Origin of the sequence: Marinimicrobium koreense (assembly GCF_003762925.1) — a bacterium.
Lineage (GTDB): Bacteria > Pseudomonadota > Gammaproteobacteria > Pseudomonadales > Cellvibrionaceae > Marinimicrobium > Marinimicrobium koreense.
In genome coordinates this window covers 869,042-885,895 of record NZ_RJUK01000001.1, presented here as the reverse complement: position 1 = coordinate 885,895, position 16,854 = coordinate 869,042, and the positions used below count along the sequence as shown (strand labels likewise).

Annotated in this window: 15 protein-coding genes; 6 read left to right on the top strand and 9 right to left on the bottom strand. The window is 54.2% G+C overall.

All coding sequences use genetic code 11. The features are described from left to right. The first annotated feature begins 94 nt into the window (after window positions 1–94). Genes EDC38_RS03795 through EDC38_RS03780 form a run of 4 tightly spaced genes read left to right on the top strand, consistent with a single transcriptional unit; the run spans window position 95 to window position 6,542 of the window. Window positions 95–3,787, top strand: coding sequence for an ATP-binding protein (locus EDC38_RS03795; protein WP_170162845.1), 3,693 nt, complete (start codon window positions 95–97; stop codon window positions 3,785–3,787). Further along, window positions 3,787–4,434, top strand: a complete 648-nt coding sequence (locus tag EDC38_RS03790) for a hypothetical protein (protein WP_123637378.1) — start codon at window positions 3,787–3,789, stop codon at window positions 4,432–4,434. Before EDC38_RS03795 ends, EDC38_RS03790 begins: the two co-directional genes overlap by 1 nt. Continuing rightward, window positions 4,424–5,680, top strand: coding sequence for a hypothetical protein (locus EDC38_RS03785; RefSeq protein WP_123637377.1), 1,257 nt, complete (start codon window positions 4,424–4,426; stop codon window positions 5,678–5,680). Before EDC38_RS03790 ends, EDC38_RS03785 begins: the two co-directional genes overlap by 11 nt. Then, entirely contained in the window at window positions 5,670–6,542 is an 873-nt protein-coding gene (locus tag EDC38_RS03780; RefSeq protein ID WP_123637376.1) for a DUF7281 domain-containing protein, read from the top strand. Before EDC38_RS03785 ends, EDC38_RS03780 begins: the two co-directional genes overlap by 11 nt. 115 nt (window positions 6,543–6,657) lie before the next feature. On the opposite strand, the gene EDC38_RS03775 is transcribed toward EDC38_RS03780, so the two are convergent. After that, window positions 6,658–7,719 carry a lipase family protein gene (locus tag EDC38_RS03775; RefSeq protein WP_211331038.1) on the bottom strand — a complete coding sequence of 354 codons (1,062 nt, stop codon included), beginning with the start codon at window positions 7,717–7,719 and terminating at the stop codon, window positions 6,658–6,660. Window positions 7,720–8,696: 977 nt separating this feature from the next. On the opposite strand from EDC38_RS03775, the gene EDC38_RS03770 reads away from it, so the two are divergent. Next, complete coding sequence (locus tag EDC38_RS03770) at window positions 8,697–9,593, top strand: dienelactone hydrolase family protein (RefSeq protein ID WP_123637375.1); 897 nt, start codon at window positions 8,697–8,699, stop codon at window positions 9,591–9,593. A gap of 84 nt (window positions 9,594–9,677) precedes the next feature. Here EDC38_RS03770 and EDC38_RS03765 read toward each other — a convergent pair whose 3' ends face one another. From EDC38_RS03765 to EDC38_RS03740, 6 genes are all read right to left on the bottom strand, one after another. Further along, a complete protein-coding gene (locus EDC38_RS03765) occupies window positions 9,678–10,001 on the bottom strand; it encodes a hypothetical protein (protein WP_123637374.1) in 324 nt (107 codons plus the stop codon). 91 nt (window positions 10,002–10,092) lie between these two features. Further along, a complete protein-coding gene (locus EDC38_RS03760) occupies window positions 10,093–11,004 on the bottom strand; it encodes a nucleotidyl transferase AbiEii/AbiGii toxin family protein (protein ID WP_123637373.1) in 912 nt (303 codons plus the stop codon). Continuing rightward, a complete protein-coding gene (locus tag EDC38_RS03755; protein ID WP_170162844.1) occupies window positions 10,994–11,407 on the bottom strand; it encodes a DUF6088 family protein in 414 nt (137 codons plus the stop codon). The genes EDC38_RS03760 and EDC38_RS03755 overlap by 11 nt, the downstream gene beginning before the upstream one ends. A 207-nt stretch (window positions 11,408–11,614) precedes the next feature. Further along, window positions 11,615–12,070, bottom strand: a complete 456-nt coding sequence (locus tag EDC38_RS03750) for a YchJ family protein (RefSeq protein WP_246004327.1) — start codon at window positions 12,068–12,070, stop codon at window positions 11,615–11,617. 10 nt (window positions 12,071–12,080) lie between these two features. Continuing rightward, complete coding sequence (locus EDC38_RS03745; protein ID WP_123637372.1) at window positions 12,081–12,425, bottom strand: zinc ribbon domain-containing protein YjdM; 345 nt, start codon at window positions 12,423–12,425, stop codon at window positions 12,081–12,083. 45 nt (window positions 12,426–12,470) lie between these two features. Continuing rightward, a complete protein-coding gene (locus EDC38_RS03740) occupies window positions 12,471–12,656 on the bottom strand; it encodes a ribbon-helix-helix protein, CopG family (RefSeq protein WP_123637371.1) in 186 nt (61 codons plus the stop codon). Between the two features lie 117 nt (window positions 12,657–12,773). Between EDC38_RS03740 and dauA the strand changes: the two genes are divergently transcribed. Further along, a complete protein-coding gene (dauA, locus tag EDC38_RS03735; RefSeq protein WP_281273501.1) occupies window positions 12,774–14,564 on the top strand; it encodes a C4-dicarboxylic acid transporter DauA in 1,791 nt (596 codons plus the stop codon). A gap of 21 nt (window positions 14,565–14,585) precedes the next feature. On the opposite strand, the gene EDC38_RS03730 is transcribed toward dauA, so the two are convergent. Both EDC38_RS03730 and EDC38_RS03725 read right to left on the bottom strand, forming a co-directional pair. Next, window positions 14,586–15,389, bottom strand: coding sequence for a glucose 1-dehydrogenase (locus EDC38_RS03730; protein WP_123637369.1), 804 nt, complete (start codon window positions 15,387–15,389; stop codon window positions 14,586–14,588). Window positions 15,390–15,463: 74 nt separating this feature from the next. Beyond that, on the bottom strand, window positions 15,464–16,717 hold the full coding sequence (locus EDC38_RS03725; protein ID WP_170162843.1) for a GGDEF domain-containing protein: 1,254 nt from the start codon (window positions 16,715–16,717) through the stop codon (window positions 15,464–15,466). Window positions 16,718–16,854 lie beyond the last annotated feature (137 nt).

The window sequence follows — 16,854 nt, the reverse complement described above, 5'->3', positions numbered from 1 at the left end:
TAACCCCCCGTTCGTAAAAACTTAAATGGTTATGGTTACCCAAAGGAACCCTACCCTTCACCTCAGGAAACGACCAACAAAGTGCGGGATCGCTATGAATCGGTATGGATTGACTAATATCACCCTCCACAATTCCTACTACTCGAACCTGACGGTCTCCATCAAGACTGATGGCCACACGAACTGCTCAGGGACAAACGCCGCTGGAAAGACCACCATGTTGCGGGTTCTGGCACTGTTTTACGGGTGTAGGCCGAGTCGATTTGACGCGAGGGCAACAGACAAAAAGCCTTTCCAAGAGCATGTACTACCAACCGCCTCGAGCTTGCTCATCTATGATTATCAGCGAGAGGATGGCGAGTACTGTGTCGCGGTGTACCGAAACAACAGCGGCCTGGTCTACCGGTTTCTAAAGGGGCATAGCCGGGATGTCTTTTTCAATGAGAGTACTGGCGCCTTGCTTAAAGAGGGTAAGGCGGCGACTGACATTTTCACACACCTGATAAAACAGCAGGTTGATAAGGATGCGGTCAGCTCTCAGGTGACGACCATTTCCGACTATGCGGCGATCATCCAGAACAACGTCCCTCGGCACCGGCGCCGCAACCAGTCCGGGCGTAACCTGCATTACCTTGCTCAAAAGTATTGCTTGGGCGTGCGGGGGTCTGACATGCGGCTCATGGGAGAGCTGTCCTACACCTTGATTAAGCGCTCCCAGATGTTTGAGCGCTTAAAGCAAATGGTGGTGGAGACGCAATTCAGCTATGAGCCCCCGAAAGTGCCTAAACACAAAGGAAACACCAAGTTAAGTGCCAACCTCCGGAGCCTGAGAAGCTTCGCTGTTCACGAACCCATTATCCGAAAGGCCATTGTCCAGCACCGCGAGCGACTGTCGCTGCAGAACATCATCCTCCGGCATGTCCGTGGCATTGTCTCCGGACGAAATGACCTCGCCTCCCAGATCGCCGCTGATGAAGACCACCTACTATCACTCAGGGCACAGAAAGAGCAGGTTCAGGCGACCTACGAGACAGAGCGTGATGCTCTCTCCCAGAAGGCCTCCGACTGCCAGCACCGCCTGAAGTCTCTTACCAAAGATATCGCCAAAGCCGATGCCGAGTATGAGAATTGGCTTGAGGCTGACATGGGTACAAAGAAGGAAGAGTTCGCGCAGCTCGATAGCTACTGCGAACGCGAGCAGCAAGCACAAAGCCATTACAAGGCCCTGCTTGACAACCAAAAGGGCCTTATCGAAGACCGGGACCGACGGCTCAATGCGATTGAAAGTAACCGCCTAGAGAATATTCAAAAGCATCGCGAACGGATTGACGACCTGAAAGTGGAGATCGACAGGTGTAAAGACCGCTACGAAACGTACTCTAATGAGGTTCGAAGAGAGTACTCCCGGAGGGAAGAGACCCTACGCGCCGCTTGGGAGGACAAGCGCACCCCTTTGATACAGAAGATCGCTCGCCTGGAAACCCTGGAGCAGAGTCTGGTGCCCACCGAAGCGGAAATGCTTGAAGAGGCCTCCGCCAGTGAGCACATCAGCGACATCGACAGCAACATTGAGCGACTGGAAACTGATCTTGAGCGCGCCAAGATAGACATGGATGCGGCCAAATCTCTGCGTACCTCCCGTGCGGAGGCCCTCAGAAAGCGTGACCGTCAATTGGCCTCTGCAAAGCGTAAAGTGGAAGAGCTGGAGCGGCTTTGTCACCCTCCTGAAAAATCCCTGTTGCGCGAGCTGCGTAATAACGTACCAGACTGGACGGAGACGATTGGTCGTCTGATTCAGCCCGAGCTGCTTGAGCGCAAAGACCTGGTACCGGATTTTGTGGAGACGCAAGTAGACGCCAGCTTCTACGGGCTGATACTGGACTTGGATAAAATCGACAAGTCCGATGTTGCGCAGGGCATTGAAGCCCTACAAGAACGATTGGATATCGCTCAGGCCTATCAAAGGAACGCCGAAGATGCCCGTAAAAGCGCTGAGGAACAGCTCCAAGAAGCCGTTGAGGCTCATCGCCAAGCGGAGTTGTCGCAGGGAGAAGTCGACCACCAGCGTCGAGCGGCCGCCAATGCACGCCGAGAGGCTACGCACTACCTCAAAGGACTTCAGTCACGTCATAAGGACAACCTCCAACAGCGCCGTCAGGATATTAAAGACGATCGTAAAGCTCAGCAAGCAGAGCTGGACGCAGCAAAGAGGGACTTTGAGCAAGCACTGAAAAGCGCTATCGCTCAACGCGACAAAGCCATTAACGATGCCTTGGCGGTCCGATCGGAGGAAACTGGGGACCTAGAAGACAAAATCCGCAGTCGGGAGTCGTCTATTGAAGCCGTTCAGTTGGACGCAATAGAGCAAAGTGACGAAATTCAGCTGACCTACAAGCAGAAGATGGCCGATCAGGATGTGGATGAAGCAGCCCTCTCACGCGCCAAGCAACGGTGGGACGAGGCTGCGGCCAAAGTGCGTGAGGTTCAGAGCTATCGCGAGGATCTTTACACCTACAACCACTGGCTCTCTCGAACGTGGGCCGAAGTTCCAAAGCAACGTGAGGAGCAGAACGTCCTGACGGAAACACTGGTACAGATGCAGCGCGAACTGGAGCAGATGCATAGGGATCACCGCCGGGAAATGAACGCGTTCGATGATCGACTTAAAAGCACGGAAGGCCAGCTACGAGCTGAAAATGAGTTGCTTGGCACCGCCACCACACTCCTGACCCAAGTGGGCGAAGCACCTCCTGGTGAAGCCGCCGAAGGTACTCTGGAGTACCTTTGCCAGAACCTTCAGAGCCTGCTTTCAGAGCAACAGCAGGTCAAATCCCAGGTAATCGATTCCGTTCGTCAAGCCAAAGAGTCGATCTACACGACACCTGAAAGCCGGGTATACGAGGCCTGGAAGCTGCTCGTCGAGGCCCGAAAAGATAGTTCAGGCTACGAAGAGTACTCAGACGCCTTTCTTTTACAGTTGCCTGAGGATCTGGAAACCCTGCTGAATCGATCCATCCCCCAGATTCGAGCTGCCCAGATTGAGACCGTCAAAGCAGTGGGAAGTACCTACGTCGACTTTTACCAGAAGCTGGATAGTCTCGCCAAAGAAGTCTCTCGGGTTAGCCGGCAGCTCAAGCAAAAGATCAACACCGATCAACGTATCGGCTCGCTCAGCAATATTGAGTTGGTGCTCGAATCGCGGATACACACGGCCATTGATGGATGGGAGCAGCTCAAGCTTTTTGTGGAGGAATTCAGTGGCTGGCATTCCATCATGAGCAATGAGCTGCCTCCGGAGTCGCTCGAGGAAGCTTTAGAGTCCGTCATTGTGTTGATTGATCCGGAAACGGTACAAACGAAGATTGAGTCGCTGGTAGACATGAAAATCAAAATGACCGAGAGCGGTCGGCCCACCGAGGTCACCAGTGACGAGTCGTTTGAGGACTCTAGCAGCAACGGATTGAGCTATTTGGCACTGATCGTCATCTTTGTGGGGTTGTCGAGGTACTTATGTCCCAACCATGAAATTCAGCTGACTTGGCCGATTGATGAGCTTGCCAGTTTGGACCCAATGAACGTCTCAAGCCTGTTTACCATGCTCAATCACAATAACATTTGGATGCTCTCTGCTTTTCCCAGTACCGATTTCAACCTACTGCAGCACTTTGAGCACCGATACTTGCTCGATCGTACAACAGGGGTACGCGAGTTCACTGGAAACTCTGAGATCTCCGACGAGGAGATCGACGATGTACTAAGTGCCCTACCCGAGGAGGAAAACGCCTGATGTCCGATACCATGCTATTCGCCCGAGTGACGGAGCAGCTGCTCGGTACCGCGTTAGTTTGCCGGCACACCAATGAGGTTGAGTACAAATATCTGGCCAATGAGGACAATTTTCGCCTGGTTTCCGATTTTTTGGTGCGTATGAACCGCCGTCTGAGGTGGACCAACGACCGAGCTGGGGTTGTTCTAACGCACGCGGACGCCCAGAGCACTCGGGCCAAGCAAGACTGCCGAGCGATGTTCGAGGAAACCGGTGGACAGATCCGCCCACTGGTGGCCTGGCTGACCCTGGCCCAGCGTGCTGATCCTCGGGGAGAGCCCATTAAGGCGGGGGCAACCCTGCGTAAATCGGAGCTTCTTCAAGCTATCGAGGAGTCCGCCGAAATGCAGCGTCGCCTGGACGAGCTGTGCCGGCTGCGAATGTTTCTGAACGATAACAAGACCCCTGATGGCCAGATCAGCCGGATTCTCAGCCGCCTGGTGGAAATGGGCTATTTGGTCGAGTTGAGCCATTCGAAGCTTATTTACAGGGCAACCGCCCGGTTTTCTCTATTTTATGACCTTCTGACATTCATTCAGGAAAACGAAGGCATTGAAATACCCGAAGGCACGGCACCGGTCGAAGGAGAGTTCGATCATGGCGGATGAGATCCTCGGCGTAATTCAGGCTTTGTATTCCCATCGAAAGCTGATTCGCGAGGCGGTGCTGCATCATGGAGGCACCATTCCGGAGTCAGAGGAAACCGAGGCAGCGATTCGGGCCCTGAAAAAGCATCACCTAGTCTGGCAAATGGGGGACACCGAAGCCATCACCCTCACCCGCTCAGTGGTCAATTTGCTGGCGAATGCACAGCAAAACCGATACCGACGCTTGGCTGATGGCAATGTAGACAAACTATGGCGCTCTATTCAAGAGCGTGTCAGCGAACACGACGAAGTACTGGCTCGGGGTCAGATTCAGGACGCCAATCGTCTTTGCGAAGACGTCGCGGAGACTCTCTATGAGCTCGATCATGATATTGAAGAAAGTCTGCGCCGGTTCTCCGACTATATCGAGCACGGCTATGCTCATACGCGGGATCCCAAGCTCCGGGTCAAAGAGAATGAGCGGGCACTGGCTATGGCGCAACGACTCAATGACAGCCTCCGGGGCCTGGACGTCTACTCGGTAGTGGATCAATCAAGATTGCCCAGACACACCCGCCATCTGTTCGTTGCCGGTTTTGCCAAATCACTCTCGCGGGTGCGCGAAGAGGTGGTGGCTACGCTTTACCGTCTCAGCGAGCTGTTGGTTCGGTTACGCGCTGACAGCGAGCTCGGCCAGCTGATACGGGCGTTCGAAGTGCACTTCAGCCATCAGCCGGATTTTCTCCCTGAGGCCCCGACCCTGGTCGGTCCTTTACCTCCAAGGTTGAGTCTCTCCAAGCCCGTGATGCGTCCACCGGGCCAGGCGTTAAGCCACAATATCGGGGCAATGCCAGCCGATGTCTACGGAGTCAATGCTGAGGATAGCTTTGCTGCGATTGCCCAGGCCGCGTTGCGCAAGGCGCAAAGGCTACCCGGTGAGGATCTTCCGCAGGGGCAGCCGGTCAGTGATGCTCGCCACGGTACCACCGAATTGGATCCGGAGCATCCTGTCGTCCGCAAAGCCCGCGCGTTTGTAGAAGCCCTCAAGAAGAAAAACAATGCTCGGCTGCTATCTGTCACCGACATTCGAAAGCCTCTTAAGGTTGACTGCGACGCTTCGCTCTGGCTTTCGACGGTGGTTAACGTCGTTCAGGCACTGCCAGAAGCTGAGCGCGTCAGGTACCGAATTCATTTTGTGGAACATGCCGAACCTCACTACTCTGGGAACCACATCGTAGAAGACATCGGGATCGCCTATGGGCCTTAATCGACGGCAACTTCAAACTATTCAGCGGTTTTTGCGAGAGAGAGGCTTCCGGGCCCCAGTCAATCAGTGCTGGCGTACCGTTATTGATCAGTGGGGGCTGGGACGTATTGAAGGCAAAGAGTACTGTGTCAGTATGGAGGAAAAGCAGGCATTGCGGCAGCAGTGTATCGCCCTAACCGGTTCTGATCCAGTGAGCAGCGACATGACCGGCGACCGAATGGACTTGGCCGCCCAGGGGCTTGATGAAAAGCTCTCCGGCCAGTCGGTGTTCGGAAGCCTGATTCAAGTCGCCACTGGCGATAGTCTTCCGATTGAACTATCCACAGGAACGGCCCTGACCCCACCGGGTACCCTACTCTCGGTCCGGCCGGAGGAGCTGACATTGAGGGGCTTGTCGCATGTCATTGTTATTGAAAACGGCGCTGCTATGCGCCACTGGCATGATATCGGCCTGAAAGAGCTAGGGGTGCAAAATCCCTTGTTTATCTATCGGGGGCACAACGAAAGCGCGTTCCGGGTCAATGCGTGGCTGGCATCGTTGCCGTCCTCTGTGGAGCGAATTGGTTTCTTTGATTTTGACCCGGCCGGCGTTCAGATGGGCTTTTCTCATCCCGCTTTGGATGCGGTAATAGTACCCGACTTGAGCGAATTGAGCTCACTGGAACTGGAAGAGCTGAAGCGACATTGTAAAGATGAGGTGTTTATTCAGCAAAGTGCGAGAGTAAGTGAATGTACATTGAGCAACTCTGGACAGTCGCTCATACGACAAGTGTTAAAAGAGAGATGGTGCTTAACACAAGAGAGCATGTTGTCGCTCAAGATTCGTCTTAGAAAAGTAGGGAGAGTATCCAACACTATATAGCCGTGTCGACACCGGCCCAGACAAGGGATGTTCTCTCCGCTGACCCACTGGCATGATCGAATATGACAACTGGGTTCCTCATTGTTATCGAGGTGGATGATTTCATTCTCGCTATCTAATGACGATTTCTCATCACGGCAATAGTTGCGAGCTTCTCTCGATAAGTAGATATACTGTGATCTGCCAAGACGTTCATCCATGGCATCTTGTTAACAATCATGCCTTTAGCTCGATAAAAGATGTTCACGGTGTAAAGCAGCTTCACCTTCTTATAATTTCCTTTTCGGCAGTTTGTGAGGTATCGCATATTTCCCCCGTGAATATATCCGCTGAATCTCGACAGTATCCAACTTGAAGCGGATATTCCCACGGCGGGAATCAACCTCAAAACCCAACTCAAGGTCTGTATAAAAGCATGCCCAGGGGGCATCATCGTCACGCCATCAGCCGCGTTGACTAAACGGTAAATCGGTGTTTTTATCTCGGATATCCACGTATCATCCCCTACCCTGGGAGCACCAAAAGTATAGCATGCTGCGTTTCCTCCCTTATGTGTAATTCGTTTTGCGGCAATAGTTGCCAATGCACCGCCTAAACTGTGGCCAGTGAAATACAATGGCTTGTTCCGAAGTCCAGGATCTTTCAATGCCGAGACTACTTCGCTCTCAACTAGATTAAATGCTTCGCTGAAACCGGAATGAACCTTTCCTTCGGTGATACAGTCAATGGTGCTTGCTGACACGTCTGATTTTATATCGCCAATGCACGTCGCTTCCGTTCCCCTAAAAGCAAGGACGGCGTACTTCTCGGATACCAACAAAATTGCTTGAGTGTTTCCAGTGCTAAACGTTTTCACCAGAGATATATTGAGAACCCTCAAGTCAGACAACAGCCTCTCTTGTTGTTCAACCGGGTCATGCGACAAAAGCTCCAATGCTGGAAGTACCTTCTGCAGCTTTTTATGTTTTATACGCCCTTTGAAAAGCTCTTCAAGTTTGGCCAATACCCTCTCATCGATTTTAGGTTCATCAAACTTAAGGTAAGCCAACTCAGAATAGCACGCCATCTGCCAAGCGACTCTATTGCTGTATGCCATCCTTGAATTCGGCCCGCCCATTCCAGCGAGCGACTCGGCTTGCTCGACTTTGTCTATCGATGAAAAAATGCTACCTGTCACTAATTTCGCCCTCAATGTCTTCGACTTCGTTTGGCGCTAGGAGGCGCTTACGCTTTACGGCTCTATATTGATGCTCCGAACGACCAACAGGTGTTACGTGGCACATAGAAACACCGTGCTGAGCGCGAGGAGCGACCGCAGACTGCGTTGGACATCCCGCCTCGCGTACAAAACCTCTCAAATCAAATCTTTAGTGACAGGTTGTAGCATTACACGTCACCAATGTGAAGTGCGTCACACCTTTAAGTTATTAATCAATGCATGCCTATTGATTGGTGCAGAAAATAATACTGGGAAAATTCTTCGCTTGGCGTGATGCACTCATCTGCGCCGGTGAAAGTCGTTAGGCTCGATATTAGGCGCCAAACGTCTCACTTGGACGACCGTTGAATTCATGTCTGCCGGGGCGGTTCCGTAGATACAGGTGTATACTTATTCAGAATAATATAGCTATATGTTAATTCTTATACTCTATGAAACGGTCGGAAGCTTAAACATGATGTCCACCGCCTTGTCTCTAACTAGTTGAAATGGAAGACATTCAACTTAGGAAAAATCAACTCAAATTACTAGCGCGTATAATAAACAGCTTTAAAACCAACAGGTTAAGATAAGTAATGGGCTTGAGTTTCGTCATAGAAAAGAGATACTGAACCAGTACTCCGGCCAGAACCTTAGGGGAGAATGCCGGGGAAAGGGTCTTCAGGACGGAGGGAACATCCCCTCCTAAAAACCAGGGTTTCACTATGATTGATCACAACTACGCCGCCTACTTAGTCACTATGAATCCCTCGCGTTGCGTCTTAACGGATCTCGGCTGCGACCGGGGTTTTTGTCGCAGATACAGCAAAAGGCGGCACGTCTGCGCCCCAACACGCCAACGGCTGTAGTTGCCGACTGGAGCAGGTCCCCACTCACAACCATTGGCAGGCCTTAGTTGGCTTGTAATGAACCATACAATTCATAAGGCAGTCCCGATGAGTCAGCGCAACCGCACAACCGATATCCCTCCCCAGGCGTTCGAGCTTTACGATCAGTACGCTCACGGCGCGATCAATCGACGCCAGTTTCTGCGTGGTCTGACCGGAGTGGCCGTGGGCGGCTATACCGCCACTACCCTGATGAGCGCCCTGCTGCCCAACTATGCGCTGGCGGAGCAGGTTTCGTTCAATGATCCGGATATCCGGCCGAGCTATCAAACTTTCAATTCCCCCAAGGGGCACGGTGAGGGCCGAGGGTATCTGGTGTATCCCAGTGAGCTCACAGGGCCCGCTCCTGTGGTCCTGGTGGTGCACGAGAATCGGGGACTCAATCCCTACATCAAAGATGTGGCACGACGACTGGCCAAGGCAGGGTTTATCGCCTTTGCTCCGGATGCGCTTCATCCGGTGGGTGGGTACCCGGGCAACGATGACGAGGGCCGTGCGCTACAGGCGGGGCTGGATGGTGAGAAGGTGTTTGCCGACCTGGTGGCCGCGGCGGAGCACGCCCGAGCGGTGGAAAACAGCAATGGTAAGCTGGGTGTAGTGGGCTTCTGCTTTGGTGGCAGCGTCGCCAACCGTCTGGCCGCCGAGCATTTCGACCTGATTCAGGCGGCGGTCCCTTACTACGGATCGCCAGCCGATCTGGACACCGTGAAAAACATTCAGGCCCCTCTGCAAATCCATCTGGGAGAGCTGGATCAACGTATTAACAGTCAGTATTCGGAGTATGAAAAAGCGCTGGAAGAACACGGAGTCAACTACGAGATTTTCACCTATGAGGGCGCCAACCATGGCTTTCACAACGACTCCACGCCCCGCTATGACAAAGAGGCGGCGGAGTTGGCCTGGTCGCGCACCATCGACTTCTTTAAGAAACACCTGGAAAAGTGACTTTTGGTCCCACCACCATTGAGGTTTCCAATGCCCGCTCTGAGAATCGCGAGGGGGCCGGCGACTTAGTCGGTGGGCTGGCCCTCACGCAAAATACGTCTCCATCCATTCATAGAGCGTCTGTGTATTGACCTGCGAAAACGCCATACTCTGAAAGTCGTCCTTGACTTCGTCTTCAATCGTGATGAATTGGTACAGTAAGACGCCCGGCTGCTCGTCGTGCAGGATCAAGTTAATACGCCGACGCGTCCGCAGGCAGTCAATCGTCATCACGTCGGCTGGAATGCCGGCGTCCCGCATTTTGCGGCGCACTCCCACCACCGGATTGATGTGCTCATGAGTGGCCTGGATGCGTGCGTGGGCATCGCTGGCCATATCAGACAGTGCTTTCAGGGGATCTTCAGACATTAGTTCTCAGCTTTTGTATTGGATAACACGTAGTCACTTGCCTTTTTACGAGCCTCGAACTTGCCATTACCGCTTTCCCTGGTAGTGCGCTTTATCGTAGCTGCTCGGTTAAATTTTTAAAGCCTTTCAATGCCCTATCAAAGTCAATATTGTCTTCGTCATTCGCGTAAGACATTGCATCAACGAATTGTCTGTATTCCGCTTTATAGGTGCCATCTCTCATGAGCGTGTCAAGTGCTCTGGCTACTGACCCATGGAATCCTTCGCTTGTCTGCCGGGATGTCGATTTCTGATCAACTTCGAATGAAGCGCGCGCAGCCTCTTCGAATACAGAAAAATTTGCATTGATTGCTGGAATTAGCGCACACAAATCGTGCAGATGGCGAATAATGGTAGGGTCATCTTTACTGCTCATTCGATCTCTCTTGAGAACACGCCACGTCAGCGCGCTGAGCTTATCGGCAGCAATCTCTATAGGCGACAGACATAAGATATACGCTTCTGGCTCTCCTCCGGTAAATTGCGCCATTAACGACTGGATGGGCTTTGTTTGCGGCTCAAGCTGTGGTTGAGTGAAACTGAATTCGACTTCCAGGTTTGGACGCAATGCTGAGTGTTCCTCATAGGCTTGAGGGTATGTCAGGGGAAACTTGAAGTAGTTTCCGGCACGGGTTACCGCATCCTCTGACAAAGCGAGCGAACTGGCATTGGAAAGCTGATCAATGATGCTCTCTCGGTAAGTCCTTCGAATGAGTTTGCTTTTATTGCCGGAGTTGGCCGCATTGTAACGACATCGAAAATCCAAGTCTTCTGAAAAGCGCTGAATCAATCTATGCCCCTTGGAGAGGCTGGTGCCACCAGAAAAAATGGTTGTAATATCTTCGCTATGGTGCTGACTAATGAGCTTCAGCGCCTGGACGGAATACCAGTCCTTTTCGACAAAGGCAGGATTTATACCGAGCTCTGCGGCTATCTCTCCAACGATAGCCTGATCAAGAGACATACTGATACTTAATGGACTTGCCATCGTAGGCCATTTTTCTTGACACTCGTCCTTTCACTGCAATGACCCGACCTGTCGGCACCTGGGTGGACTCGCCGTTGTTGTAACGCTCCAGGTCGCGGGCGGATAGCACTTGTACCTTAAGCTTGTTGCTCAGCGCTTCTCTGGCCAATTCGGGCAGCGGTTTTTCGGGTATTAACTTCCCGGTTAATGACGAGCGCTTTGCCTTGGCATAGAGCCCCTGCCCGAACCTGATCAACTCTTGTTCAGCAACCAGTTGCCGTAGGGCGCGACCGACCTGGTCACGACCAGACAGATCAAAGAAATCCCCGGGGGTAAACACAGTCCCGGAGCTTCTACTGATTCTGTATTTCACCTTGCTTTTCAGTGACTTAAGTGGCACAGCCTGCATCCTGACTATAAACGATATCATCGCCCACAAATATACGACATTTTCAGGCAACAATCAAACCTAAAAAAGTTATATTTATCAATGTGTTATTTGATTTATACCGTATTCCTCGAACCTTGAAGAAAGGACTTTGGCTGCATCTTCTGCAATGGGAGACTCGCCCGAGTCCCGCAACCACCCAAACTCCGCAGGCTCCCCTCAACCACAACACCGCTTGAACTTCCGCCCACTACCACACAGGCAAGCATCATTACGCCCTGGCTTGAAACTTTCGTCACGAATCTCTCCGTTGACATAGAACCAGCTCCCTGATTCTCGCACGAACTCGGAATGCTCTTCGAGGAAGCGCCACTGACCACCTGTACGGTAGTACGCTCTGAAGTGGACGCGGCCCCGGTCTTCGTTGGTGTCGCTGGCCAGCACCGATAACCCCACCCAATCCGGGCTATCGCTCAAGTCCAGGTGCTCGGGGCGTGTTGACGGGTGCCAGGTGGCCATCAGGTAATCGGTCTTGTTCTGCACAAAGGCACTGAACCGGGAGCGCATCAGCGCCTCCGGCGTGGGCGCCGGCGCTCCGGTGTGGTACTGGCCGCAGCACTCCTCGTAGGTCGTTTGCCTGCCGCAGGGGCAAATCGGGTGTTGCACCGGTTTCATTGCATGTTCCTTACTGTACTTTCTTGACCAATTCGGACTTGAGCATCATCGCCCCTACCCCATCCACTTTGCAGTCGATATTGTGATCGCCATCCACCAGGCGGTTGATCTTCACTTTGGTGCCCACCTTGAGCACGAGAGACGAGCCTTTGACTTTGATGTCTTTGGCCATGGTGGCACGGTCGCCGTCCTGCAGGCGGTTGCCGTTGGCGTCCAGGACGGTCAGGCCATCTTGTTCTTCCGGAGACAGGTTCGCGGCGTCCCACTCATGGGCGCATTCGGGGCAAACCAGCAGGTGCTGGTCCTGATAGGTGTAGGTTGATCCGCAGGCGGGGCAATCGGGAAGTTGGCTCATTCGGGCATTGTCTCATCAAGGGGTGGGTGTTGCAGCGGGCGGTCTTTACGCCTCGCTAGAGGGGTGTTGCGGCTGGTTGGCATAGCTGACGCCGTGCTGTTCCAGGTAGTCCCGGATCATTTTGCGCACGACTTGTGACGGCGTGACGTCCTGGGTGGCGCACAGCTCTTCAAAGGCTTTCTTCTTGGTGGGGTCGATCAGCACTGTCAAACGGGCGGTTTTTTGTTCCATAGCCTTGTCTCTTGCGGTTGTAATGGCTTGTGGGGTCAGGGCCGGGATGCGCCACCTGGGTTCTACTGAGCTTGGCGGTGGCCGAATAATACCCAATTATAACAACATTATAATGTTATGGTAATATCGGTGGCACCCTGTACGGGTCATCTACGTCCACGCCGAGGAGCCCCGATCGTGCCACACAGAGCTCACCTGTTTTCCTTGCGCCTTGGTCACGCCTTCCGCGAGAGTTGCTTGAACACCCCGTATACTCGAGTGCGCTTTAAGGGAGACCTGCTGGCGGGTTTGACGGTGGGCATAATCGCGATTCCGTTGGCGATGGCGCTGGCCATTGCCAGCGGTGTGCCACCCCAGTATGGGCTGTACACCGCGGCCATTGCGGGTTTCATTATCGCGTTGACGGGTGGCTCGCGCTTCAGTGTGTCGGGCCCGACTGCGGCGTTTGTGGTTATTCTCTACCCGATTACTCAGCAATACGGACTTGGAGGGCTGCTTCTGGCCGGATTCACGGCCGGGGGCATGCTGATCGTCATGGCGCTGTTTCGCTTGGGGCGGTTGATTGAATACATTCCTGAGCCGGTCACGCTCGGCTTCACCGGTGGGATTGCGGTGGTCATCGCCACCCTGCAGGTCAAAGATTTTCTCGGTTTACCCCTGGCGTCCATGCCGGAACACTATGTTGACAAGATCCAATGGCTCGCTCAGTCGGTTGGTCTCGCCCAGTGGCCCAGTGTGATCGTTGCGGTGGTGACTCTGAGCGTCATGGTCCTATGGCCGCGGCTTAAAATCGCGGTTCCAGCTCATTTGCCAGCGGTGGTTCTTGGGGCGTTGGTGGCTCTGGTGTTCAATAAAACCGGCTTTCCGGTCGAGACCATTGATTCAAGGTTCAGTTATCCCCTGGCTGACGGCGGTGTAGGTCAGGGTATCCCGCCTATTCTGCCGAGCTTCGAATGGCCGTGGAATCAACCGGGCGCCGATGGGGCCCCCTTGACGCTCAGTTGGGATCTGTTTCGCGACCTGCTGCCCGCGGCTTTTGCCATTGCCATGCTTGGGGCCATTGAATCGTTGTTGTGCGCGGTGGTGCTGGATGGAATGAGCGGCAAGCGCCACAGCGCCAACAGCGAGCTACTCGGTCAGGGTATCGGTAATGTGGTGGTGCCCTTTTTTGGTGGCATTACTGCGACCGCAGCGATTGCGAGGTCTGCGGCCAACTTCAAAGCCGGCGCCCAGTCTCCGGTGGCGGCGGCAATACACGCCCTGGTGGTCGTGTTGGGGCTGGTAGCATTCGCCCCATTGCTGGGCTACTTGCCGATGGCCGGAATGGCGGCGTTGCTGGTGATGGTGGCCTGGAATATGAGCGAAGCGCGAAAAAGCCTGCACATGCTCAGAACGTCTCAGGCCAGTGACCGTTGGGTGTTCCTTTGCTGCTTTGTCCTCACGGTGCTGTTCGATATGGTGATCGCCATTACGGCCGGTATTGTGCTTGCCGCCCTTCTGTTTATGAAACAAATGGCCGAGTTGACGCGCTTGATCGAGATAACCGATACGTCCAACGAGCCTGGCGACAACCCGGCGCTCAATGCCCGCGTGTTCAAAGTTACCGGCCCCTTGTTTTTTGCCGCCGCCGATCGAATTTTCGGGGAGCTTACCCACTACTGCGAAGACGGCAAAACCATTGTTCTGGATATGGATCAGGTCAGCCTGCTCGATGCCGGTGGCGTCTCGGCCTTGACCAAACTGATCGCACACTGCCAATCCTCAGGTGCCCAGCTTCTATTGGCCCAAGTGCACTTTCAGCCAATGAAAACCCTGGTGCGAGCCAACGTGGAGCCTGTGGCGGGTGTTTTCCGCATTCATCGGACACTGAGCGATGCCCTTCATGGCGATTCGGCTGAATACTCCTGAATGGGCTGATCCGGAGGGTGGTCACTCATAGATCATTTTCCGGGTCATGCCGCCGTCCACGATAAAATCCTGCCCCGTGATGAAGGTTGCCTCTGGTGAAGCCAGGTAAGCCAGCAGCGAGCCGATATCTTCCGCCTTGCCTACGCGACCGGCCGGGTGTTGCGCGTGGGCGCTGGGCGGGAGAGGTTTCAGGTCATCTGGTGCATCGGCCTGTAGAGCGCGGACGTCTATCCAGCCGGGGCTGATGCTGTTGACTCTGACCTGCGGCCCGAGGCTCATGGCCAGGGCGTGGGTCAACGCCACTATGCCGCCTTTGCTCGCCGCGTAGGATTCACACTGTGGCTCTGATTGCCAGGCGCGGGTTGAAGCGATGTTGATGATGGCCCCTTCAGAGGCCCGCAGGGCCTGAACGGCGTGTTTAGCCATTAGAAAAGGGCCGGTCAGGTTGACGTCGAGGCGGCGCTGCCAGTCTTCAAGTGCGAGCGTTTCCAGGGGGCCGGAATGCGGATCGGCCAGGCCGGCGTTATTGACCAGTGCGTCCAGTCGGCCGCCCCACTCCAGGGTATGCTCGATGCAGCGGCGGACATCGGCCTCGTTGGCCACATCACCGGCAATAAACGTCGCTGCCCTGCCCTCAGGCAACTGGTCCAGACACTGCTGTCCGGCGGCCTCGTCGATATCGAAAAGCACGACACGCCAGTTTCGCTGGAGAAGCGACTGGGCTATACCTCTGCCGATTCCCTGAGCAGCACCGGTTACCAGTGCCACTCGGGATTGTTCAAGCGGGATTGCTGTGGCGTCATTCGTGGGGGGCGGGTTACTCATAGGGGGCTCAGCGACTCAAAAATAGAAGGGCTCCGTTATACCGAACGAATCCGACCCGTACAAGCGCCCTATCGTCAGGCAACGGCGACCTGGTCCCGCCCGCTATTTTTGGCCTGGTACAGAGCTGTATCCGCTCGTTTGAACAATGCGCTGATGCCTGTGCCGCTGACTTCTGACACACCAATGGAACAGGTCACCACATAACCTTTGCCCAGCTCAGCCTCCCGGGCGGTTCGGCACAGATCGTCGGCAAGCACTTTTGCGGCCTTGGCGGATGAGCCTTTGCAGACCACCACAAACTCTTCCCCACCCCACCGGGCGGGAATGTCGCTGTGTCGGCAGCGCTCACTGATCAGTTGAGCGAAGGCTTTCAGAATCCGGTCGCCTTCGTCGTGACCATAGCTGTCATTGATCGCCTTGAAGTGGTCCAGATCAATCATCAGCACGGAGAAAGGTAGCTGCGTTTTCTTGTAGTCTGCCACCGCTTCCTGGAGGTGCGGGCGAAGGCCCGCGCGGTTGTATAGCCCGGTCAGGGTGTCATGGGTCGCCAGGTCTTCAAACCGTTTGCTTTTCAGGTCGAGCAGTCGATTGACCGCCCGGAGCTGTTCCGTTTCAGCGTGTTTCGCTTTGGCTTCATGGCTGTAACGAACCGCACGATAGGAAAAATACAGTAACGCCAACAGCATCCAGGCCCAGATCAGGCCTCGATACAGGGCATTGGCGGAAATCCACTTTCCTCTCAACTCGGCGTGATGGAGGATGAGGCTGACTTTCCGGGGGATCGAGCTGTCACCCGTGGAGAGCACCAGATGACGGACGTTGGTCAGTTGCGGTGTGGTCTGTTCAGCGGGTAGATCGCTGGCGTACACCCACCAGGGGGGAACGTAGAATTCGTCCAGCTTCAGTGTGTAAGAGTGCCTGCCCTCGCGCGGGTTGATCACCTGCTGATTGCTCTTGTAGGGAAACCAGACCTGGTCGTCGGGCGCAAAAAAGTGATTGAGGTAAATGCGCAGACTGTCGCGGGTCGACGACTGATGTGACAGATCCAGATGCAAGGTGGTGTACTGCGTGAGATCCACGCTTTGGTCTTCGGGGTTTAGGGCGGTAAACAGATTGCAGAACGGATAGGTAATGGCGGTGCGTATTTCGCACTGCATGTGGTAGGCATCATTCTGCTGGTAGTGAACGATGGAGTTGCCGTTCTCGGAGCGATCATCCTCCACCCAGCCTGGATTACCGTTCTCCGAGGCAATGGGCATGACCAGATTCATCCCCCAGTGCTGCCAGGCCATGAGGCCAACACTGATGAGTGCGAATATCAGAACCACAATCTCCACGCCGAACCCTGTGCCAGCCCGGCGGAGTAGCCCCTTTGATGTGTGGGTGCCTTGCGTCATACGTTATTTTAATAATGGGTGTGATTAACGCCGATCGTCGCGGACTCCGGCAATCATGCGGCCAAAAT